The organism is Mesorhizobium sp. M0016, assembly GCF_040324035.1.
GTDB lineage: Bacteria > Pseudomonadota > Alphaproteobacteria > Rhizobiales > Rhizobiaceae > Mesorhizobium.
Genome location: NZ_JAMYVM010000003.1, coordinates 289,905 through 311,886 on the forward strand (window position 1 = coordinate 289,905; position 21,982 = coordinate 311,886).

Annotated in this window: 22 protein-coding genes; 8 read left to right on the forward strand and 14 right to left on the reverse strand. The window is 63.7% G+C overall.

The features are described 5' to 3' along the window. Window positions 1-35: 35 nt before the first annotated feature. From NKJ88_RS06630 to NKJ88_RS06670, 9 genes are all read right to left on the reverse strand, one after another. A complete protein-coding gene (locus NKJ88_RS06630) occupies window positions 36-1,040 on the reverse strand; it encodes a Rieske 2Fe-2S domain-containing protein (RefSeq protein WP_023731126.1) in 1,005 nt (334 codons plus the stop codon). After that, entirely contained in the window at window positions 1,037-2,170 is a 1,134-nt protein-coding gene (locus NKJ88_RS06635; RefSeq protein ID WP_352443811.1) for a GNAT family N-acetyltransferase, read from the reverse strand. The genes NKJ88_RS06630 and NKJ88_RS06635 overlap by 4 nt, the downstream gene beginning before the upstream one ends. After that, entirely contained in the window at window positions 2,167-3,423 is a 1,257-nt protein-coding gene (locus NKJ88_RS06640; protein WP_023731127.1) for a F390 synthetase-related protein, read from the reverse strand. The genes NKJ88_RS06635 and NKJ88_RS06640 overlap by 4 nt, the downstream gene beginning before the upstream one ends. Beyond that, on the reverse strand, window positions 3,420-4,244 hold the full coding sequence (locus NKJ88_RS06645) for an MBL fold metallo-hydrolase (RefSeq protein ID WP_352443812.1): 825 nt from the start codon (window positions 4,242-4,244) through the stop codon (window positions 3,420-3,422). The genes NKJ88_RS06640 and NKJ88_RS06645 overlap by 4 nt, the downstream gene beginning before the upstream one ends. After that, window positions 4,241-5,245 carry an NAD-dependent epimerase/dehydratase family protein gene (locus NKJ88_RS06650; RefSeq protein ID WP_031239295.1) on the reverse strand — a complete coding sequence of 335 codons (1,005 nt, stop codon included), beginning with the start codon at window positions 5,243-5,245 and terminating at the stop codon, window positions 4,241-4,243. The genes NKJ88_RS06645 and NKJ88_RS06650 overlap by 4 nt, the downstream gene beginning before the upstream one ends. After that, the gene (locus NKJ88_RS06655; protein ID WP_245271483.1) at window positions 5,242-6,180 is read right to left on the reverse strand and encodes a 3-oxoacyl-ACP synthase III family protein; all 939 of its coding nucleotides are present in this window, start codon (window positions 6,178-6,180) and stop codon (window positions 5,242-5,244) included. The genes NKJ88_RS06650 and NKJ88_RS06655 overlap by 4 nt, the downstream gene beginning before the upstream one ends. Before the next feature lie 142 nt (window positions 6,181-6,322). Continuing rightward, window positions 6,323-6,772: a DNA polymerase III subunit chi gene (locus tag NKJ88_RS06660; protein WP_023733866.1), complete on the reverse strand. Its 450-nt coding sequence runs from the start codon at window positions 6,770-6,772 to the stop codon at window positions 6,323-6,325. A gap of 8 nt (window positions 6,773-6,780) precedes the next feature. Beyond that, entirely contained in the window at window positions 6,781-8,271 is a 1,491-nt protein-coding gene (locus tag NKJ88_RS06665) for a leucyl aminopeptidase (protein ID WP_352443813.1), read from the reverse strand. Window positions 8,272-8,320: 49 nt separating this feature from the next. Further along, window positions 8,321-8,614 carry a hypothetical protein gene (locus NKJ88_RS06670; RefSeq protein ID WP_155923279.1) on the reverse strand — a complete coding sequence of 98 codons (294 nt, stop codon included), beginning with the start codon at window positions 8,612-8,614 and terminating at the stop codon, window positions 8,321-8,323. 32 nt (window positions 8,615-8,646) lie between these two features. On the opposite strand from NKJ88_RS06670, the gene lptF reads away from it, so the two are divergent. The 8 genes from lptF (at window position 8,647) to NKJ88_RS06710 (ending at window position 16,968) form a co-directional block, all read left to right on the forward strand. Beyond that, on the forward strand, window positions 8,647-9,846 hold the full coding sequence (gene lptF, locus NKJ88_RS06675) for an LPS export ABC transporter permease LptF (protein ID WP_023672737.1): 1,200 nt from the start codon (window positions 8,647-8,649) through the stop codon (window positions 9,844-9,846). 2 nt (window positions 9,847-9,848) lie between these two features. After that, window positions 9,849-10,931, forward strand: a complete 1,083-nt coding sequence (lptG, locus tag NKJ88_RS06680) for an LPS export ABC transporter permease LptG (RefSeq protein WP_023695591.1) — start codon at window positions 9,849-9,851, stop codon at window positions 10,929-10,931. Beyond that, window positions 10,931-13,381, forward strand: a complete 2,451-nt coding sequence (locus tag NKJ88_RS06685) for an LPS-assembly protein LptD (protein WP_023685694.1) — start codon at window positions 10,931-10,933, stop codon at window positions 13,379-13,381. The genes lptG and NKJ88_RS06685 overlap by 1 nt, the downstream gene beginning before the upstream one ends. Window positions 13,382-13,472: 91 nt before the next feature. Continuing rightward, complete coding sequence (locus NKJ88_RS06690; RefSeq protein WP_023685693.1) at window positions 13,473-14,402, forward strand: peptidylprolyl isomerase; 930 nt, start codon at window positions 13,473-13,475, stop codon at window positions 14,400-14,402. 12 nt (window positions 14,403-14,414) lie between these two features. Beyond that, window positions 14,415-15,443, forward strand: coding sequence for a 4-hydroxythreonine-4-phosphate dehydrogenase PdxA (gene pdxA / locus NKJ88_RS06695; RefSeq protein WP_352443814.1), 1,029 nt, complete (start codon window positions 14,415-14,417; stop codon window positions 15,441-15,443). A gap of 24 nt (window positions 15,444-15,467) precedes the next feature. Continuing rightward, window positions 15,468-16,304 carry a 16S rRNA (adenine(1518)-N(6)/adenine(1519)-N(6))-dimethyltransferase RsmA gene (rsmA, locus tag NKJ88_RS06700; protein ID WP_023705356.1) on the forward strand — a complete coding sequence of 279 codons (837 nt, stop codon included), beginning with the start codon at window positions 15,468-15,470 and terminating at the stop codon, window positions 16,302-16,304. A 68-nt stretch (window positions 16,305-16,372) separates the two neighbouring features. Further along, window positions 16,373-16,678: a type II toxin-antitoxin system RelB/DinJ family antitoxin gene (locus tag NKJ88_RS06705; RefSeq protein ID WP_023672731.1), complete on the forward strand. Its 306-nt coding sequence runs from the start codon at window positions 16,373-16,375 to the stop codon at window positions 16,676-16,678. After that, a complete protein-coding gene (locus tag NKJ88_RS06710; protein ID WP_023672730.1) occupies window positions 16,675-16,968 on the forward strand; it encodes a type II toxin-antitoxin system RelE/ParE family toxin in 294 nt (97 codons plus the stop codon). Before NKJ88_RS06705 ends, NKJ88_RS06710 begins: the two co-directional genes overlap by 4 nt. Window positions 16,969-17,001: 33 nt before the next feature. Here the strand turns inward: NKJ88_RS06710 and gmk are convergent, their stop codons facing one another. The 5 genes from gmk to NKJ88_RS06735 all read right to left on the reverse strand — a co-directional run bounded on the left by gmk (window position 17,002) and on the right by NKJ88_RS06735 (window position 21,831). Beyond that, window positions 17,002-17,676, reverse strand: a complete 675-nt coding sequence (gmk, locus tag NKJ88_RS06715) for a guanylate kinase (protein ID WP_023672729.1) — start codon at window positions 17,674-17,676, stop codon at window positions 17,002-17,004. Between the two features lie 6 nt (window positions 17,677-17,682). Next, complete coding sequence (locus NKJ88_RS06720) at window positions 17,683-18,573, reverse strand: YicC/YloC family endoribonuclease (protein WP_023685689.1); 891 nt, start codon at window positions 18,571-18,573, stop codon at window positions 17,683-17,685. A gap of 263 nt (window positions 18,574-18,836) precedes the next feature. Beyond that, window positions 18,837-20,096: an endolytic transglycosylase MltG gene (gene mltG / locus NKJ88_RS06725; protein ID WP_023672727.1), complete on the reverse strand. Its 1,260-nt coding sequence runs from the start codon at window positions 20,094-20,096 to the stop codon at window positions 18,837-18,839. Window positions 20,097-20,297: 201 nt separating this feature from the next. Beyond that, on the reverse strand, window positions 20,298-21,560 hold the full coding sequence (gene fabF, locus NKJ88_RS06730; RefSeq protein WP_352443815.1) for a beta-ketoacyl-ACP synthase II: 1,263 nt from the start codon (window positions 21,558-21,560) through the stop codon (window positions 20,298-20,300). 34 nt (window positions 21,561-21,594) lie between these two features. Further along, window positions 21,595-21,831 (reverse strand): acyl carrier protein, encoded by a 237-nt coding sequence (locus NKJ88_RS06735; protein ID WP_006203723.1) that lies wholly within the window; start codon window positions 21,829-21,831, stop codon window positions 21,595-21,597. Between the last annotated feature and the right edge of the window lie 151 nt (window positions 21,832-21,982).

Consider the following 21,982-nt stretch of genomic DNA (forward strand, 5'->3'; position numbering starts at 1 on the left):
CAGCAGAACTGGAATCAAGTGCCGTGAACTTTAGATTACAGCTCGATTTGGTGCACCCGCGGCTCTGCCGCCGCCGGTGGCATCTTGCCGTCGATGATCGCCGCTATGTCGCGGCGCAGGAAATCCAGCGGGCCGATCGCCGGCTGAACCTGCGGCGATATACGGGCGTTGTCGCTGGCCGATTTCAGCACACGGCGATCCTGCTGCAGGGCAAAGGCAAAGAGCGGCCGGAAAGCAAGCGCCTTGAGTTCGCCGAACAGGCCCTGTCGCGGGCCGATCAGCCAGCCGACGCCTTCGACGGTCCGTTCGTCCGCCTGACGCAAATGGAAAGTGGTCGCCAGCGCCAAGCCGCCCTTGCCCCAATATTCGAGTTCGACGATGCCGGGATGTCGGTAGCGGCCGATGGTCCTGGCGCGCTCGCCTTCCAGCAGCCGGCTGACCAGCCCCTGTTGGCGGTCCTCGCCGGTGTAGCAGCTTTCGACCCAGCCCTTGCCGCCGGTCACCTCGACGCGCACGAGATGGCGCTTTGCGGTCAGGCCGCGCAGCACACCCTTGTGGGTGAAGTGGGTGTGAGTGGCGTCGAGAATGTTCTCGGCGGCGTCGAGCACCGTCGATCGCGCCGAGCTTCGCACCCGCTTCACGACGACATCCTTGCCTTGCATGCAATGGAGATAGGGCTCGCCCTCAGGCGTGCCTGCCGAGACGAAGACGACGCCGTCGCGCTCGATCGCGCTGTAGCGGCGGATACGGTAATGCGGGACGTCGCCGACATGGCCGGGAATGGCGGTGCAGCGCCCTTCCCCATTGTAGCGCCAGCCATGATAGGGACATTCGATCTCGCCACCGACGACCTTGCCGGTCGAGAGTTCGACCAGGCGGTGAGCGCAGCGGTCGAAGAGGGCGGCAATGCCTTTCGCCGAGCGGAACAGCACCAGTGGCGCGCCGTCGAACAGGATGCGCTTCGGCTTGGCTTTGATGTCGGCAGACCGCATCACCGCCTGCCAATAGTCTTTGTCTTTCTGCTGCCGGGTGTCGCTCAAAGTTCAAATCTCCTGAGCAGGGGAATGCCAATCTTCGCGAGCACAAATTCCATGATCCGCACCGCCATGCGTTGGCGGCGCGGCAGATGGGCAGCATAGACGGCGTTGTATTCCACCGTCGCCACGGCGCCGCGCAAGCGTTTGAAGGCGGCGGCACCGGCGCTCATGTTGAAGAACAGGCTGTGCGCCATCGCATGATCCTGCGCCAGCGCCATCATCATGCGGTAAAGGCCTTCGCTCACCGGGAGGCCGGTGTCGTAGCCGACGATGGGCTGCGTCAGTGTCCTGCCGTTCTGAGACAAAGCGGCGACGGCGACCAGTTCACCGCCGGGACGACGCAGGCCTGCCAGTTGCAGGATGCCGCGACGGTGCGTCTCGCCGATATAGCGGGCCGTGTAGTGCGGGTTGAGCGGCGTGTATTTGTCGAGATAGAGCATCCGGTAGAGCGCTTCGGCGCGCGCATAGTCGGCCTCGGTGAAGTCGCCATTGCCGACCTGCTCGAAAGGCGTCGTGGGCAGCCGCTTGCGGTCGCGCTTCATGTCGTTGGTCATGGCCGAACCGTCGCCTGCGAAGATGTAGATCTGCCGCGCCGCCAGCATTCGAAAACCCTCCGCCTTCAGCGCTGCGATTGTCGAGGGATCGGCGATCTCGTTCAGGGAGCGGATGAGAACAGCGCGATCGGGAAAACGCGCGGTGAGATCGTCGCGCATCGCCGCGACCGCGTTGCGATCGAGCAGCGGCACCGGATTGGTCGAATAGAGCCAGTTGTTGACCTGAACCTGATGGTCAAGGCCGCTCATCCTGACCAGCGGCGCGCACAGGCCGATCAGCATCCGCATCGTTTTTTGCAGCAAGGGCGAGGAGACGAAATTGCGGGTCTCGTCGATGGCATAGTCGATATAGGCGCTGGACGGGCAGCAGATGTAGCAGTTCGGCGCTTCGCTTCTGTCGTTCAGCGTCAGCGGAAAGGAGCGGCCGGCGATCTCGAAGGTTTCGACAGCCACTGTCAGATTACGCACGAGGTCGCGCACCGGCACCTCGTTGAAAAGCTGAACGAAGGCTTCGACCTCACGCGGGTTGTTTTCTACCCGGTTCGTCTGATCGAGTGGCAACATAGCGAGCCGGTTCATGATGCCGCTCCCAGGTGGCATTCGACCCGACGCAGTTTGCGGCCGGTCTCCAACGGCAGGTCCCTGCGAACAAGGCTGACCGAAGCTGTCGCCTGGCGCGCCGCCAGCAAATTGCGCACGGACTGATGGGCGGCGGTGGCGGCTTCGTCGGCAAGCCCGGGGGCCAGGCTGAGTTCGATTGCATCTTCAGCGGTCTGGACCAGGCGGAAATCGTCGATGCGCCGGTCGGCCTTGAGCACCGCATTGCGTAGTATGTCGGGCGTGACGAGGAGCTGCCCGTGCGGCGAGGCGAGCCGGAAAGCGTCGTCCATGCGGCCGACGATCTCGTTCAGCGTGCGCAGCGGCGAGCCGCAGCGGCATGGCTTTTCGGACAGCCGCAGCAAGTCGTTCATCCGGTAGCGCGCCATGATCTGGGTCCGGCGGCGAAAGGCGGTGATCAGCGGCATGACCAGGCCGTCGCCGGCCGGTTCGAACTCGAAGAACACCGAATCCTCGGCCAGATGCAGCCCGCCCTGGCGGCAGGTGACGGCGAACAGCCCTTCCGTCGCCATGTAGATCTGGTCGAGCTGACGACCAAAGAATGCCTGGATGACCGGCCGGTCAACCGGGTCGAGCGTTTCGGCGGCGCTGAAGACACGCTGCGGCTTGAGCCTAAAGCCCTCGGCCGCGAAGTGCCGCAGCATCTTCGGCGGCGCGATGATCACCGTCGGCGCGAAATCTTCGAGAGCGCCGCGCCAGCTCTCCGGACCGCGCGTCAGATCGAAGAAGCGCAGGTCGATACGCCGCGATTTGCGCGCGCTATCGTAGAGCCCGGTGTTTTGCGGCAGGATCACCGCAACGCGCTGCCGGCGCCAGAGCAGATCGGGCACGGCTTTGGCCAGGATGGTGCCCAGCCAGCGGTATTTTTCCGCCTCGGAAATGACGAACAGGCCACGATTGCCCGACGTGCCGGTGCTGGAGCCGACAGTCAGCTCGCCAATGCGGCTATCGCCGGCCTGCGCCTTCCAGGCCTCGGCGGCCGAGACGCCATGAATGTTGAAGCGCTCGAAATTGCCCATCACCGTCGCCTTGTCGGTCACCGGCAGGTCGCCGAGAAGACGCGGCGCCTTGCCGTAGAACGGCGCGCGCGGCAGGTCGCGGTCGAGAAAGCGGCGCAAGGCTTGCGCCTGCCAGCGCTCGAAACTCTCGCGGCTTTTGCGCGAAACCCATTGCGTCAGCGCAAACGAGCGGATCGCTTCGGCCGGCCCGTTCACGCGCTCTCTCCGGCCACATCGTAGGCCGTCACCGCCGGATCATGACAAAGAACAACCTCGCCGCCGGTCGCCAGAAACCGACGCAACATTACGCTGGTCGGCTCGATCGCGGCGGCATCCTCGGCCAGCAGGGTTGCAGGCAGACCGGGAGTTCGGTTTTCCACCAATGCTCTGATCAGCCATTGCGCATCGACGGCGTAGAGCAGCGGCCGCTCCAGATTGGGGAACAAAAGGCCGCACTGGCCATCGGCATGGCCGGGCAGATCGACTGCGACGACGCTGCCGTCGCCGAACAGATCGGCGCCGCCTGGCACGCCGCAGCGAGGTTCGACCTGCCGCTTCGACGACAGCCCGTCGAGTCGGGCCTCGAAGTCAGACGGGAACAGTTCCTTGAAGACGCCATGGCGCAGATTCTGCCGGGAAGTCTTGGCCTTCGCCCGCGCCCAGGCGGTGTCATTGGCGATAAGCCGAGCGTTGGGAAACAGCGACAGGCCCGACATGTGGTCGGCATGGAAATGCGTGACAATGACGGTGCGCACGTCCTGCGGCGAGAGGCCGAAGCGCGCCAGTACCGCGAGCGGCTGCTCGGCTTCGTTGAGCTGGGGCCGGAGGATCGCACTGTAAAGACGCAGCGCCGTGCTGCGCCCACTGCCTTGTGTCACATGCGGCGTGTAGCCGGTATCGATCAGGACGGGGCCGGCTCGCGGATGCATGATCAGGCCGTAGCGGACACGTAGCCTGACCTTCGCCCAGCTGCCGCCGCGCAGGATCAGGCGCTCGGCTGCGCTGACAGAGGCGCTGTTGGCGAAGACGATCTTCACGCTGCCCTCCTGCTTTCCATCGCCTTGCCGAATGTGCGATCGAGCCCTTCCTCGAACGACACTTTCGGCGCCCAGCCGAGGATGCGGCCGGCCTTGGAAAGATCGAGGCTCTGCGCATAGGCGAACAGGCCAAGACCGTAGCGCGTCACCGGCGGTTCCGGGCGGCCGGGCAATATATTCGCTACCGCCTCCGCTATCCCGGCCGCCAGCATGGCGGGCCAGAGCGGCATTCTGCGCCAGCGCGGCTGCACGCCGGCGCGGGCGCAGGCCGCCTCGGCAATGCGGCGGACCGGCACCACTTCGCCGCCGGAGATGTTGAATATCTGTCCCTCGGCAGCGCTCCCGGCGGACAGCGCGGCAAGCACCGCATCGACGACATCCTCTATATAAGTGAGATCGATGCGCGCCTTGCCGTCGCGAAACAGCGGCAGCGGGCGCTGCCGTGCCACCTGCAGCAGACGCGGCAGCAGCGTGCGATCGCCGGGACCGTAGAGGCCGCGCGGCCGCAGCACCACCGGGCTGATCTCAGGCGCCGCCAGCACGATCTCCTCGGCCTGCCGCTTGGTGCGGGCATAGTGATTGACCGGAGGGGGCAAGGCCGCATTCTCGGAAACTCCGAGCTGGTCGCGATAGGCGAAACAGACCGTCGGGCTGGAGATATGGACGAAGCGGCGCACGCCTTGCCCGCGCGCGAAATCGCTGAGGTTGCGGGTAGCTGTGACATTTGCCGTCTGGAAATCCGCCAACCTGCCGAAGGGCGCGGAAAGTGCCGCGCAGTGGATGATCGCATCGACTCCGTAGAGAGCGCGCGCGGCAGCTGCATCGAACGGTTGAGACAAATCGAGCCGAACGACCCGATGACCAGCGGCTTCGAGCGCCGCGCAGCGTTTGGCGTCCCTGCCAAGACCCAGCGCCGGTGTACCCAGTGCAGCCAGCCGCGCCATGACATGCGCGCCGAGGAAGCCGCTGGCGCCGGTGACGAGGACGCGTCCCACGGTCATGCTTCCAGCGCCATGCCGCCGAACGACACGCCGGCCGAGGTGCCGAGGAACAGCACTTTGGCGCCGGGCACAATGCGTTGTTCGCGGCGCGCGACGTCGAGCGCAAAGGGGATGGAAGCGGCGATCTGATTGCCGTAGCGCGCCGCGATGTCGACGAGCTTTTCCCTGGCGAAGCCGGTCTGGCGCGCCATGTGGGCGAGCGCGAAAGGGCTTGCCTGATGCGGCACGACGAGGTCGACATCGTCGTGCCGCCAGCCGGCGCGATCGAGCAACTCCGCTACAAAGCCGTTGAAATGGCGTGACGTGACGCGAAACAGTTCCTTACCCTCCATGTGGAACAGGCTGTGGCGGGCGAATTCCTCGGGCTCACGATGAAAGTCGAACCGGGTGCCACCGGAGCCGATGCTGCAGGCCTCATAGGCGGAAGGGTAGGTGCGCATCAGGTTGGCCGCGACCCGACCCTCGCTTGGGGCCTGTTGCAGCACGGCGGCCGCCGCGCCATCGCCGAAGAGGGCCGCAATTTCCGGCTGGTCCTGCCACGGCAGGGCGCGCGAGGCGATTTCAGACGAGAACACCAGCGCCGTCCGGCATTGCCCGGCCTCGATCAGGCGCGACGCGGTCTCGAAGGCTGTGAGGAAGCCGAGGCAGGTGCTGTTGACGTCGAAAGCGGCCGCCGACCCATCGGCAAGGCCGAGGCGCTGCATGACCAGCGGCGCCGTCGACGGCAACGGCTGGTAAGGCACGCCGCAACCGCCGATGACCAGATCGACACTGCCTGCCTCAAGTTCGGCATCGGCAAGCGCCAGACGGGCTGCGGCACAAGCAAGGTCGACCTGCGATTCGGCCTCGCAGACATAGCGTTCGATGACGCCGGTCGCGGCCTCGAAATGTCCATCGCCAAACCCCAGCCGCGCATCGAGGGCGCGCGACGTCACGCATCGAGCCGGCACGGCCCGCCCCGTTCCGATGATCCTGATCCGCATTCTCAGCCCGCCGCTTGAGTTGCGCTTTTCGCAATCCTTAGATCGGATGGTTCGGCGATAACAGCGTCGTTTTCAAGACGCGCCGGCAAAGCGCTTACGCCTTGCGCTCCCAGCGCCGGTCCGGCGTCTGCTGCCAGTAGGTGACCGCGTGGCCAGCCTCCTTCAGCACCTTCCAATGCATCCGCGCACCTTCTACCTGGGCCGCGTCATGGCCGTCGAACAGGAACACGGCGCGTTCGTAGCCGGCGAGATCGGCGGGTGCGGCGCCATCGACGAGGAAGCGTATCTGCGCCTGGTTGGGGTTGGCGTCGCTTGTGGTGAGCAGGATTGGCTGTTCGGCCGGATGGGCTTCACGGTCGGTCGCGTGCGCGAGGAACGAATCGTCCCTGAATGTCCACAGATGCAGGTCGAGGGCGTCGCGCCGCTCCTCGGTCCCGGTCTGCACCACGGCGCGCCAGCCGCGATCGACGCTGCGCTCGAGCAGGCCGGGCAGCGCATCCTCCAGCGTCGATTCGGTCAGGTGGTAGAACAGGACATCGGCCATGCCCTGCCTTATACCTCGTAATTGTCGCGCACCAGCCGGTCGAGCAGCCTGACGCCAAAGCCCGAACCCCAGGATTGGTTGATCTCGCTCGGCGGAGAGCCCATCGCGGTGCCGGCGATGTCGAGATGCGCCCACGGCGTTTCCTTGACGAAGCGCTGCAGGAACTGCGCGGCGATGATGGCGCCACCATAGCGGCCGCCGATGTTCTTCATGTCGGCGTTCTTGGAATCGATCAGCTTGTCGTATTCGGGCCCAAGCGGCATGCGCCACAGCCGCTCCTGCGTCGCCTGGCCGGCCGCCGTCAACCTGTCCGACAGTTCGTCATTGTTGGAGAACAGGCCGGCATAGTGCTGGCCGAGCGCGACCATGATGGCGCCGGTCAGCGTCGCCAGATTGACCATGAATTTCGGCTGGAAGCGGTCGTTGCAATACCACAGCGCGTCGGCCAGAACGAGGCGTCCTTCGGCGTCGGTGTTGAGCACCTCGATGGTCTGACCCGACATCGAGGTGACGATGTCGCCAGGGCGCTGGGCATGGCCGTCGACGGCATTTTCCACCAGCCCGACGATGCCGACGACATTGGCCTTGGCCTTGCGCGCGGCTAGCGCCTGAATGAGCCCGATGACGGCCGCGGCGCCGCCCATGTCGCCCTTCATGTCTTCCATGCCGGAGGCCGGTTTCATCGAATTGCCGCCGGTGTCGAAGGTGACGCCCTTGCCGACGAAGGCGACCGGTGCGTCCTTGGCCTTGCCGCCCTTCCATTGCATGACAGCCATCCGGGCGCCGCGTGGCGAGCCTTGCGCGACACCGAGGAGCGAGCCCATGCCGAGCTTCTTCATTTCCTTCTCGGTGAGGATCTCGACCTCGACGCCGAGCGCTTCCAGTTCCTTGGCGCGGGCGGCGAATTCGATCGGGCCGAGCGTATTGGCCGGTTCGTTGACAAGGTCGCGCGCCAGAAGCACGCCGTCGATGACCGCAACCTCGTCGGCGAAGGCCTTTTTCGCCGCGGCAGGATCGGCGGTGTGGATGGTCACCTTGACCGGTTTCTTCGGCTCGGCATCGTCCTTGTCTTTCCTGGTCTTGTATTTGTCGAAGGAGTAGCTGCGCAGAATGATGCCGGCGGCAAGGTTCGCCGCTTGCCTGCCGCCAATCTTTGCGCCCGGCACATCGAGGATGACGGCCACCTCCGCTGCCTTGCGCAGGGACGCGGCGACGGTGCCGCCAAGCTTCAGCCAGGCAAAGTCATCGAGGCCGGCGACCTTGCCGGCGCCGACCGCCACCAGTCGGTCGAGCGATGTTCCCTGCGGCGCCAGCACTTCGACGACACCGGCGAATTTTCCGGAAAACTCCGCCACCGGAAACGCCCGCGCCAGCGTTCCTGAGGGGTCGCAGGCCTTTGCCGGTTCGCCAAGACCACCATCGTCGGCCGCCAGCACGAAGATGCTGCCCTTTTTGGGTGCGGCAAATTTGGCGAAGGCGATCAATGGTCTCAAAGTCATCAGGTCCTGCTTTCGGGAAACGGCTCAGATTTTCAGGAAAAATGCATTCTCAGGGAAGATGCGCGACATTTGGTCGTTTTCCTTGATTTGGCAAGACTTTGCCGGAATCAGGGCTCATATGCGCAGCGGAATCGATAACGATTCGTCGCGGCACGGCTCCGCTTTCCTGCCGCAACCTGTTGTTAACCATTGATGTTCTCCCTTTCTTATCCATTGCCGCCGACACTCCGGCCTGCGGGACGGGCGATGTGGGACGGAGAATCGGATCGAACCGCCTGAAAGAAATGGCCAAACGCACCCAGTTGTACAGCCGCAGCCGGACGACTACCTTGTCCGCGGGCATGATGCCGTTCGGCAAATCGAGAAAAGCCTTACATGAAGGTCGTTGAACGCTACATCATGCGTCGCGCACTGGCGGTGTTTCTCGCTGCGCTGATCTGGACGCTGGCCATTGTCTGGACGACGCAGGTGCTTGCCCGCATCGACCTGGTCACCGATAGTGGCCAATCGGCGCTGACTTTTTTCGAGGTCGCGGGCCTCATCATCCCCACCATCATCCCGATCGTGGTGCCATTCGCCCTGGTGGTGGCGGTGGCCCAGACGCTCAGCGTCATGAACTCCGATTCGGAATTGGCCGTCATCAACGCCGCCGGCGCCTCGCGCTGGACGATTGTGCGGCCGGTCCTGCTGATCGCGCTGGCGGCCAGCGTCTTTTCCTTCGCGGTCGACAATGGCGTCGAACCCTATGCCAGGCAGAAGAACCGCCAGCTGATCGCATCCTCGCGCGCCGATCTCTTGTCGCTGATCATCCAGGAAGGCACGTTCCGCAAGATCGACGACGGACTGTTCCTGCAGATCGGCGAGCGGCTGCCGGACAACCGGCTTGGCGGCATCTTCGTGGCCGATTCGCGCGAGGAAGGCGCCAATCTGATCTATTATGCCAAGAGCGGCAGCGTCGTCGAAAAGGGTGATGAGAAGGTGCTGATGATGAATGACGGCGTCATTCATCGCAAGACGCTGACCGGCGATCTGTCGGTCATCCGCTTCACGTCCTACGCCTTCGACCTTTCCGCCTTCATGTCGGCGGCGAACGATATCATGCTCCTGCCCAAGGACCGAACGACGCAATACCTGCTCAACCCGGATCCGAACGACAAGATCTTCCAGCGCAGGCCCGGCGCCTACAAGGCCGAGCTCGACCAGCGCTTTTCCGAATGGTCCTATTCGCTGGTGTTCGCGCTGATCGCGCTGGCGGTCGCAGGCGATGCGCGCTCACACCGCGAGGCGCGCATCCACCCGCTGATCACAGCCATCGCCATTGCGCTGTTCGTGCGCTGGCTGGGCTTCTTTGCCGCCGGCAAGGCGGACAAGATCCCGCAATACGCCTATATGGTCTATGGCGTGCCGGTCATCGCCTCGGCGGTCGCCATCTGGTTCATCGTCACCTCGCGAAGCATGGAACTGCCCGGCAGCTGGGCCGACTGGATGACGAATTTCGCCGGCCGCGTCAGCGATGGCTGGACGGCGCTCAAGCTGCGCCTCAATCGGCGCTACACATCCGGCCAGGGAGCCTGACGATGGGCTGGACCCTGGGCCGCTACTTCTTCTTTCGCTACGTGTCGATCACGATCTGGTTCTTCATCGGCCTTCTGGCGCTGGTGTTCCTGATCGACTTCACCGAGCTGTCCGGCCGCATCACCGGCCTGCCGGGCTTCACCTACGGCACGGCGGTCGCGATCTCGGCGCTGAGGATGCCGATGATCATGCTGCAGACGGTGCCGTTCGTCGGCCTGTTCTCGGCGATGGCGACGCTGGTGTCGCTCAACCGCAAATACGAGCTGGTGATTGCGCGCTCGGCCGGAGTGTCGGCCTGGCAGTTTCTGTTGCCCTGCTGCATCGGTGCGCTGTTATTCGGCATTTTGTCGGTCGGCGTGCTCAATCCGATCGCCGCGCATGGCTTCTCATGGTCGGAGCAGATGGAAAACCAGCTGCGATCCGGCAATTCGAACGCGGTGGCGGCCGATGCCACGCCGTGGATCCGCCAGAAAACCAACTCCGGCGACACCATCATCGGCGCCCGCGCCATCCTGAACCAGGGCCTGGAAATGGCCGACACCGTGTTCTTCGTCCTCGATCCGCAGGGCAATATCGTCGAGCGCAAGGACGCGGCGCGGGCCTTTCTGCGCGACGGCTACTGGGAATTGCAGGACGTCAAGGTGTTCAAGGACGGCAACATCCGTTCCGAAACGACCGACCAGTTGCCGACCAACCTCAAGCCGGAATTCGTGCAGGAACGGCTGGCGCGCCCCGAAACCATCCCGTTTTACGACCTTCCCGGCAAGATTGAGGTTGCCCGCTCCTTCGGCCTCAAGGCAAATGCCTTCGCCATGCAGTTCGATTCGCTGGTGGCGTTACCGTTCCTGCTTGTGGCCATGACGCTGATTGCGGCAACAGTTTCAATGCGATTTGCGAGGATGGGGCAGTCGGCAACGATGATTCTGGGTGGCGTCCTCGCCGGCTTTCTGCTTTATGTCGTTTCGGTATTGGTCAAGGCATTCGGCGTTGCGGGATTCGTGCCCACAGCCGTGGCTGCATGGGTTCCGGTTGTCGTGGCTATGTTCTTTGGGGTGACATTCCTGCTATACAAGGAAGACGGCTAGTGAGGGAGGCGGCTTTGCGCAGCCATAGGCAGGCCGGTTTGGCGCGCCTCTATTCGGCGAGCGCCTTGGCATGCCTGCTCGCCTGCGGCGTGCTGACGGCTCCTGCGCTGGCGCAGGACGTCACCGACGTGGCAACGAAGGTTCCTTCCGGCTCCCAGATGCTGCTGGCGGCAGACACGCTCGTCTATAACAACGACAACCAGACGGTCACCGCCATCGGCGGCGTCCAGATCGACTATGGCGGCAACAAGCTCGTCGCCCAGCGCGTCGTCTATGATCGAAACACCAAGCGGCTGGTTGCCAGCGGCAATGTCGAGATCGTCAACAGCGACGGCACCAAGATCAACTCGCAGCATATCGATATTACCGACGATTTCGCTGACGGTTTCGTCAATGCGCTGCGCGTCGAAACGCCCGAAAAAGCCTATTTCGCCGCCGAAAGCGCCGAGCGCATGGGCGGCGTGCTGACAACGTTCCACAACGGCGTCTATACGGCCTGCGAGCCTTGCGAAGACAAGCCGGACAAGGCGCCGACCTGGCGGATCAAAGCCAGGAAGATCATTTGGAACGGCGAAAAGAAGACGGTTCGCTTCGAGAACGCGAATTTCGAATTCTTCGGCTTCCCGCTGGCTTATCTGCCGGCGTTCGAGATCGCCGACCCTACAGTCAAGCGCAAAAGCGGCTTCCTGATCCCCAGCATCGGCTACAACAACCGTCTCGGCGTCGGCGTCAAAGTCCCCTACTATTTTGCCCTGTCGCCGACCTATGACCTCACCGTTACCGGCAGCGGCTACACCAAGCAGGGTTTCCTCGGCGAGGCCGAGTGGCGCCAGCGCTTCAACAATGGCCAATACACGCTGAAGCTTGCCGGAATCAACCAGCAGGACCCTGGCGCTTTCCGTGATTTCGCGGCTTTCCCCGGCGGCTACAATGTCAATTCGGGGCCAGCAGGCGATCCGAACAAATTCCGCGGGATGATGGGCACCAAAGGCCAGTTCGCCATCAATCCGCGCTGGGACTTCGGCTGGGATATCCTGCTTCAGACCGACAAGAATTTTTCGCGTACCTACACGATCGAAGGCTACAACGACGCCGTGCATCAATCGTCGGTCTACCTGACCGGCCTAAACGACCGCAATTATTTCGATGTGCGCGCCATGCGCTTCCAGGTTCAGGAAAACACACCGGACGGCAACGTCGCATCGCGCAGCGACAAGCAGCCCTGGGTGTTGCCGTCGCTCGACTATGCCTACATCCCCGACATGTCGGTGGCCGGCGGCCAGCTGTCGTTCAACGTCAATGCACGAGTCATTCGCCGCGACGATCTCGATCAGGCCTATTTTACCCCCTACGTGCCGGGCTCCGGCGTCCAGCGCGTGCGCGGCATCGAGGGCGAATCCGGTCGCCTCACCGCCGAAGCCGAATGGAAGCGTACCTTCACCACGGACGGCGGATTGCAGTTGACGCCCCTTCTGGCTCTGCAGGGCGACGTCGACTATCTCAACGCTTCTTCGGCTTCGCTGACTGCGGTAAACCAGATGGCAACGAATGTCGGTGCCGCCGACGACATGCGGTCTTCCTTCGCCCGTTACATGGCGACCGCCGGCCTTGAGATGCGCTGGCCGGTGCTGTTTTCGATGGCCGGCTCCAGCCATATCGTCGAGCCGATGGCGCAGGTCTTCATGCGCCCGAACGAGCAGTATGTCGGCGGGCTCGCCGTTCCCAACGAGGATGCACAGAGCTTCGTCTTCGATGCCACGACGCTGTTCGAGCGCGACAAGTTCTCCGGCTACGACCGCGTCGAAGGCGGCAGCCGCGCCAATGTCGGATTCCGCTATTCCGGCGCCTATGACAATGGCTGGGGCACCAATGCCATCTTCGGCCAATCCTACCAGCTGGGCGGCCGCAACTCCTTCAATTCGCCGGATCTGGTCAATGTCGGCGCCAATGTCGATGGGGCTGCTAATTCGGGCCTGGAGACTTCGACCTCCGACTATGTCGGCCTTGTCGGCTTCAGCAGCCCGAGCGGCTTCTCCGGTTCGCTCAGCGGCCGCTTCGACGAGCAGACCTTCGAAGTTCGCCGTGCCGAGGTGAAGGCCGCCTATTCCGGGCTGCCGGTTTCGCTGAGCGCCAAATACGCCTTCATCCAGGCGCAGCCGCTCTATGGTTTCACCACCGATCGCCACGAAGTCACGCTCGGCGCCTCGACGCACCTGGCCGAAAACTGGCGCGTCTTCGGCACCGGCACCTACGACCTGCAACAAAGCGTGCTGGTCAAGGACGGCGTCGGCTTTGCCTACAATGATTCCTGCTTCACCTACCTGATGACGTACTCGGAATCACGCGACATCAACACCAAGGAAGTGTCGCAGAATGTCGGCTTCAACCTGTCGTTCCGCACGCTCGGCGATTTCGGCTCGTCCCAAAGCTCGATCGACTCCATCCAGTAGAGCCGGCTGACGACATCGTTTTGCCGCATAAAGCGGGCACGGATTTCGCCAATATCGGGCTGGAATCGGCCAAAACCGGGCTAGAATTGGGATGCTTTCGATGAGGAAATACCTGTTTTCGGCAGGATTCGCGCTCCTGTTCGCGGCGACCTCGGTCTCTGTCACCACGATGGTACCGCCGGCCTTCGCCAGTGAAATCAAGTATGTCGTCAACAACATGCCGATCACCACCGGCGACATCGCGCACCGGGCTGCCTTCCTGAAACTGCAGCGCAAGAAGGGTGACGCGGGTCAGGAAATGATCGACCAGACGCTGCGTATGGCGGAGGCCAGGCGTCTCGGCATCCGCATCTCCGACGCCCAGGTAGAGGCTGCCTATCAGCGCTTTGCCTCGAGCAACAAGATGCAGCTCAAGCAGCTCGACGGTGTCATGGCGCAGTCCGGCGTGACCAAGGAGCATTTCAAGGAATTCATCCGCTCCCAGATGGCGTGGAACCAGGCGCTGAGCGCACGCTACAGCGGCGGCGGCGGGGAGGTGAGCGAACAGGATCTGGTCAAGCGCATGCTCGAAAAAGGCGGCGCCAAGCCAAGCGCCACCGAGTACATGCTGCAGCAGGTGATCTTCGTGGTGCCGAAGGCCGAGCGCAGTGCCACACTCGCCAAACGCAAGCGCGAGGCTGAAGCCATGCGCGCCCGCTTCAATGGCTGCAACACCACGCGTGAATTCGCCAAGGGCCTGATCGACGTCACCGTTCGCGACCTCCCCCGATTGCTGGCGCCGCAACTGCCGCCGGACTGGGCCGAGCAGATCAAGGCCACCAAGCTGGGCGGCGCCACGGCCGTGCGCGAGACCGATCGCGGCATTGAATTCATCGGCATCTGCTCGTCGCGCGAGGTTTCCGACGACAAGGCGGCCCAGATGGTGTTCCAGAGCGAAGGCAGCGGCGACAAGAACGCCGACGAGCTCTCGGCCAAATATGTCGAAGAGCTGAAGGCGAAAGCCAAGATCGTTACGCGCTGAACCGGCCGAGCCGTGCGTGAGACAGAGCTTCCGCTGGCGCTGAGCGTCGGCGATCCATCCGGCGTCGGTCCGGAAATCGCCATTGCCGCGTGGCAGAGCGCCCGCGGTTCCGGTGCCGCGCCCTTCTATCTTCTCGCCGATCCGGCGCTGATTGCCGCGCGGGCGCGCCGGCTCGGCGCGGCGGTGGCAATCGCCGAGACGGTGCCGGCCCAAGCGGCTGGTGTCTTTCAACACGCCTTGCCCGTGGTGCCGCTGGCGGCCCACTTCACCGATGATCCCGGCCGGCCCGACCCGGCCAATGCCGCCGGCATCATCGAGGCCATCGATCGCGCCGTCGCCGACTGCCTTGCCGGTCACGCGGCCGCGGTCGTCACCTGTCCGATCGCGAAGAAGCCGCTTTACGATGCCGGCTTCGGCTTTCCCGGTCACACCGAATATCTGGCGCATCTGGCCTCGCTCCACACCGGCGGCACGGTGACGCCGGTGATGCTGCTCGCCGGCCCCGAATTGCGCACCGTTCCGGTCACCATCCACATCGGGCTGGCCGAGGTGCCGAAGACGCTGACGACGGAGCTGATCGTTGCCATCGCGCGCATCACCGCCGGCGATCTTGCACGCCGTTTCGGCATCGCCAGGCCGAGGCTCGCGCTTGCCGGCCTCAATCCGCATGCCGGCGAAAGCGGCGCCATGGGGACAGAGGACGAGCGCATCATTCGTCCTGCGGTCGACATGTTGCGGGCGCAAGGCATCGATGCCTTCGGACCGCTGCCGGCCGATACGATGTTTCATGCGCGCGCTCGCGCCGGCTACGACGTGGCGGTCTGCATGTATCATGACCAGGCGTTGATCCCGGCCAAGGCGCTGGCCTTCGACGAGGCCGTCAACGTCACGCTTGGCCTGCCGTTCATCCGCACCTCGCCCGATCACGGCACAGCCTTCGACATCGCCGGCAAGGGCATCGCACGTCCCGACAGCCTGATCGCGGCGCTGAAGCTGGCCCGCCGGCTGGCCGATACCGGCGCAAAGCCCGCAGCTGCATGAGCCCAAAATCATGAGCCCAAAATCATGAGCATTGACGGGCTGCCGCCGCTGCGCGAGGTGATCGAGCGCCATGGACTGCAGGCAAAGAAGGCGCTTGGCCAGAATTTCCTGCTCGACCTCAATTTGACCGGCAAGATCGCGCGGGTCGCCGGCGACCTCAGCGACAGCACGGTGATCGAGGTCGGCCCCGGCCCCGGCGGGCTGACCAGGGCGCTGCTCGCTGCCGGTGCCGGCCGCGTCGTCGCCATCGAGCGCGACGAACGCTGCCTTGCGGCCTTGGCCGAGGTCTCCAACCACTATCCGGGCCGGCTCGAGGTGATCAGCGGCGATGCGCTGAAGACGGATTTTGCCGCTCTTGCCAAGACCGCGTCACAAGACGGCCCGGTGAGGATTGCCGCCAACCTGCCCTACAATATCGGCACCGAGCTGTTGATCCGTTGGCTGACCGTGGCGGACTGGCCACCCTTCTATCAATCGATGACGCTGATGTTCCAGCGCGAGGTGGCCGAGCGCATTGTCGCCGGTGCCGGCAGCGATGCTTATGGCCGGCTCGGCGTGCTGGCGGGCTGGCGGACCGAGGCGAGGATCGCCTTCGACGTGCCGCCGCAAGCGTTCACGCCGCCACCCAAGGTAACGTCCTCGGTGGTGCATCTGGTGCCGCGCGCCAGCCCTTTGTCAACCGACGTGAAAAAACTCGGTCGCGTCACCGAAGCCGCTTTCGGCCAGCGCCGGAAAATGCTGCGGCAGAGCGTGAAGAGCCTGGGTGGCGAGGCACTGCTGACGCGCGCCGGCATCGATCCGACCCGGCGTGCGGAGACGCTCAGCGTCGAGGAATTCGTGCGGCTGACAAACGCGGTTTGACCGGCGGCGCTAGCGCCGCCTAGCAATCGTCATTCAAACGCATTACATTGACGTCGAAGGAGATTGCCATGCCAGCAAATGCACTGGTCCAGACGCGTATCGACGCCGACATCCGGGATCGAGCTTCGGCGGTGCTCGAAAGCATGGGGCTGACGGTCTCGGATGCGGTGCGGATATTGCTCACCCGAACCGCCAACGAGGGTGCGCTGCCCATCGATCTCGTCACAAACAACGAGGCGTATGATTTATGGTTTCGCGCCAAGGTTCGCGAAGCGCTCGACGACACCCGACAAGACATTCCTGATGATCAAGTCGAGGCGCATTTTGCCGAGAGACGCGCCGCGGCGCGGCGTTCGGGTGAACCTAAATCTTGAAGATCGTCTGGTCGCCATTCGCGCTTTCAGATCGCGACGGCATCTTCGCGCATATCGAGGCCGACAATCCTGCGGCCGCGATCGCCACCGATGAGCGGATCGTCGCCGCAATCAACCGTCTTCGGGACCTTCCCCAAAGCGGCCGGATCGGCAGGCTTGCAGGGACACGAGAGATCGTCATCGTCGGCACGCCATATGTCGCGGCCTATCAGCTGACCAACAGCACGATTCGAATCCTGCGCGTGCTTCACGGAGCGCAGCGTTGGCCGGACGATCTGCCAGGCAGCTGATGCGGCTAATTTAGATTGCCAGCGGTGGACGAGCTATTCCGTCTTCTCGTCCAGCAACCCCGAGACGAAATCGAACAGCCCGGGCCGGCGGTCGCGCCGCAGCCTTTCCGCCGTCACGATGCCACGCACTTCGGCGAAGGCGCGGTCGAGATCGTCGTTGACGATGACAAAGTCATATTCCTTCCAGTGCTCGATCTCGTTGCGGGCGTTCTTCAGCCTGGTCTCGATCACGTGCTCCTGGTCCTCGGCGCGGCGCTTGAGGCGCGACTTCAATTCCTTCATCGACGGCGGCAGGATGAAGATCGAGACGATGTCGGCGCGCATCTTCTCCTTGAGCTGCTGGGCGCCTTGCCAGTCGATGTCGAAGAGCATGTCACGGCCCTGCGCCAGCGCCAGTTCGGCCGGCTCGCGCGGCGTCGCGTAGCAATTGCCGTGCACCTCGGCCCATTCGAGCAATGCGTCGGAATCGCGCAGCCGCTCGAACTCGCGCGTGGTGCGGAAGTGATAGTGGACGCCCTCGATCTCCGAGCCGCGGCGTGGCCTGGTGGTGACCGAGACCGATAATTCCAGGCTGCCGTCGCTTTCCAGCAGGTTGCGCGCGATCGTCGACTTGCCGGCGCCCGACGGCGACGACAGGACCAGCATCAGCCCGCGGCGGCGAATGCGGGATCCGAGATCCCTGGCAACCATCGGCTCCTTGCCACCCATTCGGGTTTACTCCAGATTCTGGACCTGTTCGCGAAACTGGTCGACCACCGCCTTCAGTTCCAGCCCGATGGCGGTGACAGTGGCGGCGTTCGACTTGGAACACAGCGTATTCGATTCGCGGTTGAATTCCTGCGCCAGAAAATCGAGCTTGCGGCCGATGGCGCCGCCATTTGCCAGCAGCGCTCTGCCCGACGCCACATGCGTCTTCAGCCGATCGATCTCTTCACGGATATCGGCCTTGGTGGCCAGGAACGCCGCTTCCATGTGCAGCCGGCCGGCATCGAGATTGGCCGACGCATCCATCAGCAGCCGCACCTGTTCGGCGATCCGCTCGCGGATCGCCGCCGGTTCGCGCGACGGGTCGGCCTCGGCTTGAAGCGTCAGCGCCTCAATGGCGTCGATATGGCCGGAAAGCAGCGAACGCAGCGCTTCGCCCTCGTTCTGGCGTGCCTGCTCGAGACCTGTAAGCGCCGTTTCCAGCGCGGACAGGATTGACGCGTCGAGTGCTGCCCGCACCTCCTCGGTTTCGCTGGTTTCAGGGATATCGAGCACGCCGCGCAGGGAAAGCAGACCGTCGGCAGTTGCCGGACCAACACCGAACTGGTCCTGCAGCCGCTTGGCCAAGCCCGCCAGATCCCTGAGGAAGGCTTCGTTGACTACCGGCTGCGCCTGCTGGCCGGCGGCGCGGCCGACGGTCAGCGTCGCTTGGAAATTGCCACGCGAAAAGCGCTTCTGCAGCGTCTGCCGCACAGTCGGTTCGAGCCGCTCGAAACCTTGCGGCAACCGCAACCTGACCTCGACGCTCTTGCCGTTGACCGACTTGACCTCCCAGGCGATCGAGGCGCCGTCATGTTCGGCAACAGTGCGTGCAAATCCGGTCATGCTCTGCAAATTCATGATGCGGCTCGTGTCTCCCTGATGGTCCGATTCTACAAATTGCGCATGCGTTCGATATCACGGGCGGCGCGAATGTCAGAATCGCAATACCGGCAAGATGTTGATTTCCGCTGTCGTTTTCGATCTCGCAGGGCTGAAATCGAGAAGCAGAGGCACCAGAGCAAGACCGAAAACGCTTCGAACCGCGCTGTTCGTTCAAAGCAGCAGCGCGTCCGCCTCTGTCCGCGTTGCTTAAGGTCGATCCGTCTGAAAGCGCCGACCTGCTACTGGGCGGCACCCGTATCGCCGCCGGCATCACCGCTGTCACCGGCGGCATCGCCACTTGCGTCACCGTTGTCGTCGCCATCCGCCGGCGCATCGGTCTGGCCCGGAGTCTTGGCGCCCTTGGCGGCGTCTTCAGCCTGCTTCTTCTGCAGTGCCCGGTAGCGGGCAACGTTCTCATTGTGCTCGGCAAGCGTGGTGGCAAAGACGTGGCCGCCGGTGCCGTCGGCGACGAAATAGAGATCATCGGTCTTCGACGGGTTGGCGACGGCTTCGAGCGCGGCGCGGCCGGGATTGGCGATCGGCGTCGGCGGCAGGCCGTTGATCAGATAGGTGTTGTAAGGCGTCTGTTTCTGGATGTCAGATTGATAAATCGGCCGGTCGGCGGGTTTGCCCTTGCCGCCGAACAGGCCGTAAATGATGGTCGGATCGGATTGCAGCCGCATGCCCTTGGCCAGACGGTTGAGGAAGACGGCGGCAACGCGCGAGCGCTCGTCGCCCCGGCCGGTTTCCTTTTCGACGATCGAGGCCAAGGTGACGAAGTCGTCGACATTGGCCAGAGGCAGGTCGGGCGCGCGCCGCTGCCAGACCTCGTCGACCAACTTCTTCTGGTCGGCGAGCAGCTTGTCGACCATCTGTTGGCGCGTGGCGCCGCGGGTAAAGCGCAGCGTGTCGGTGGCGAGGCTGCCCTCAGCCGGCTTGGCGGCCGGCATGTCGCCGGTCAGCGCATCCTGCTCGGCGATGCGCTGCAGCGCCTGTTCGACCGTCAGGCCCTCGGGAATGGTCAGCGAATACATCACCGACTTGCCGCTCTTCAGAAGCTCCATGATGTCGCGCATGGAGGCGCGCGGCTTTATCTCGTATTCGCCTGCCTTCAGCGCTGAATCATTGCCATAGACCCGCACGGCGATGCGGAAGATGCGGGCATCGCTGATCAGCCCACGCCGTTCGAGCTGGTCGGCAATATCCTGGACGCCGGTGCTCGGCTTGACCAGGAAGGTGTCGCCGGCCACCGACGGGCCCGGTTCGTTGAATGCCTGCTTGCCGAAATAGAGCGAAACGCCGGCGGCGAGGATCATCAACATCACCGCGGAGATGACGAAGTTCATGAACACGACGACTTGGCTGCGCGAGGCGCGCGAGCGCTTTGGTGGTGGTGTGCCGGCTTCCGGGCGCAAAGCTTCGGCTGCGGTCTTCGGCACGATCGGGCCGGTCTGCTGGTTTTGTCCGAATTGTCCGCTGCCGCCCGGATTGGTGTTCATTAGCGCCCTACCATCTGATCTCTTAGAGCGACCATGCGCCCGATTGGACGCACAGCGTGCCCTAACATTTCAAGCCTACGCATCGTGCTTTTAAAAAAGCGCCTTCGGTTTCAGGCCGATGCGACGAATCCCCAGCGGCAGAGTAGGCTTGAATATGGCAAAATTGACGACAGACCGCTGGCGCGCCGGTCGATACCGCAATCAGCCTGTATAACGCTGGAATACCAGCGAAGCGTTAGTGCCGCCGAAGCCGAAGGAGTTGGACAGCGCCACGTCGACCTGGCGATGCCGTGGCGTGTTCGGAACAAGATCGATCGCGGTTTCGCGTTCCGGGTTGTCAAGATTGATGGTGGCTGGCGCGATGTTGTCTCTGATAGCGAGGATCGAAAAGATCGCCTCGGCGGCACCTGCGGCACCCAGGAGATGGCCGATCGACGACTTGGTCGACGACATCGAGATTTTCGAGGCGGCGTTGCCGACCAGCCGCTCGACGGCGCCGAGTTCGATCGTGTCGGCCATGGTCGAGGTGCCGTGCGCGTTGATGTAGTCGACGTCGGCGGGCGTCAGCTTGGCCCGGTTCAGCGCCGCCGTCATGCAGCGGAAGGCGCCGTCGCCGTCTTCGGCCGGTGCAGTGATGTGATAGGCATCGCCGGTCAGGCCGTAGCCGGTGACCTCGGCATAGATCTTGGCGCCGCGCGCCTTGGCGTGTTCGAGTTCTTCCAGCACGACGACCCCGGCGCCCTCGCCCATGACGAAGCCGTCACGGTCGCGGTCATAGGGACGCGAGGCCTTCTCAGGCGTGTCGTTGCGGTCGGTGGACAGTGCCCGGCAAGCAGCGAAGCCGGCAAGCGATAGTCTGGTCACCGGCGATTCCGCGCCGCCGGCCAGCATCACGTCGGCATCGCCGAAGATGATCAGCCGGGCGGCATCGCCAATGGCGTGCGCGCCGGTCGAGCAAGCGGTGACGACGGCGTGGTTGGGGCCTTTCAGCCCATGCCGGATCGATACCTGGCCAGATACCAGGTTGATAATGTTGCCGGGAATGAAGAATGGACTGATACGGCGCGGTCCGCGCTCTTTCAGGATGATAGCGTTCTCGGCGATGCCCTCGAGGCCGCCAATGCCGGAGCCGATCATGACGCCGGTGGCGCAGCGCTCGGCTTCGGTGCTGGGCTCCCACCCGGAATCCTTCAGCGCTTCGTCGGCGGCCGCAATCCCGTAAAGGATGAAGTCGCCGATCTTGCGCAGTTCCTTGGGCTCGAGCACGGCTTCGGGATTGAGCGTGCCGTTGGTGCCGTCACCGCGCGGAATGACGTGGGCGATCTTGCAGGCAAGATCTTCCACTTCGAACTCGGTGACGCGCTTGGCGGCGCTGTGGCCGGTCAGAAGTTCCTTCCAGCTGTGCTCGAAGCCCATGCCGAACGGCGAAACCAGGCCAAGGCCCGTGACGACGACACGCCTCATCGCAGGTCCTCCCCGGTGATGACTGCGGATAGTGTCAGGCCGAAGCCTTGTCGATGTACTTCACGGCATCGCCGACGGTCAGGATGGTCTCGGCCGCATCGTCCGGAATCTCGACGCCGAACTCTTCTTCGAAGGCCATGACGAGTTCGACCGTGTCGAGGCTGTCCGCGCCCAGATCATCGATGAAGCTCGCCTGCTCCGTCACCTTGTCGGCATCGACGCCAAGATGTTCGATGACGATCTTCTTGACGCGCTCTGCGGTGTCACTCATTTGGGGCATCCTCGTCTTTTGTTTGTCTGTCTTCGTTAGCGGGCAGAATGCCGCTAATCAAGCTGAAAGATGGTCCTGCCGGAAACGCAACGATGCCGGACCGGTTTTTGCCCGAACCGCCGGGTTGCGGGCCGCATTACACGAAAAATGG

Bases quoted from the DNA above. Each gene is read 5' to 3' on its own strand.
- NKJ88_RS06635 (WP_352443811.1), bottom strand. From the start codon at position 2,170: ATGAACCGGCTCGCTATGTTGCCACTCGATCAGACGAACCGGGTAGAA.
- NKJ88_RS06650 (WP_031239295.1), bottom strand. From the start codon at position 5,245: ATGACCGTGGGACGCGTCCTCGTCACCGGCGCCAGCGGCTTCCTCGGC.
- NKJ88_RS06660 (WP_023733866.1), bottom strand. From the start codon at position 6,772: ATGGCCGATGTCCTGTTCTACCACCTGACCGAATCGACGCTGGAGGAT.
- NKJ88_RS06665 (WP_352443813.1), bottom strand. From the start codon at position 8,271: ATGACTTTGAGACCATTGATCGCCTTCGCCAAATTTGCCGCACCCAAA.
- NKJ88_RS06670 (WP_155923279.1), bottom strand. From the start codon at position 8,614: ATGCCCGCGGACAAGGTAGTCGTCCGGCTGCGGCTGTACAACTGGGTG.
- lptF (WP_023672737.1), top strand. From the start codon at position 8,647: ATGAAGGTCGTTGAACGCTACATCATGCGTCGCGCACTGGCGGTGTTT.
- lptG (WP_023695591.1), top strand. From the start codon at position 9,849: ATGGGCTGGACCCTGGGCCGCTACTTCTTCTTTCGCTACGTGTCGATC.
- NKJ88_RS06690 (WP_023685693.1), top strand. From the start codon at position 13,473: ATGCTTTCGATGAGGAAATACCTGTTTTCGGCAGGATTCGCGCTCCTG.
- rsmA (WP_023705356.1), top strand. From the start codon at position 15,468: ATGAGCATTGACGGGCTGCCGCCGCTGCGCGAGGTGATCGAGCGCCAT.
- NKJ88_RS06705 (WP_023672731.1), top strand. From the start codon at position 16,373: ATGCCAGCAAATGCACTGGTCCAGACGCGTATCGACGCCGACATCCGG.
- gmk (WP_023672729.1), bottom strand. From the start codon at position 17,676: ATGGGTGGCAAGGAGCCGATGGTTGCCAGGGATCTCGGATCCCGCATT.
- NKJ88_RS06720 (WP_023685689.1), bottom strand. From the start codon at position 18,573: ATGAATTTGCAGAGCATGACCGGATTTGCACGCACTGTTGCCGAACAT.
- mltG (WP_023672727.1), bottom strand. From the start codon at position 20,096: ATGAACACCAATCCGGGCGGCAGCGGACAATTCGGACAAAACCAGCAG.
- fabF (WP_352443815.1), bottom strand. From the start codon at position 21,560: ATGAGGCGTGTCGTCGTCACGGGCCTTGGCCTGGTTTCGCCGTTCGGC.
- NKJ88_RS06735 (WP_006203723.1), bottom strand. From the start codon at position 21,831: ATGAGTGACACCGCAGAGCGCGTCAAGAAGATCGTCATCGAACATCTT.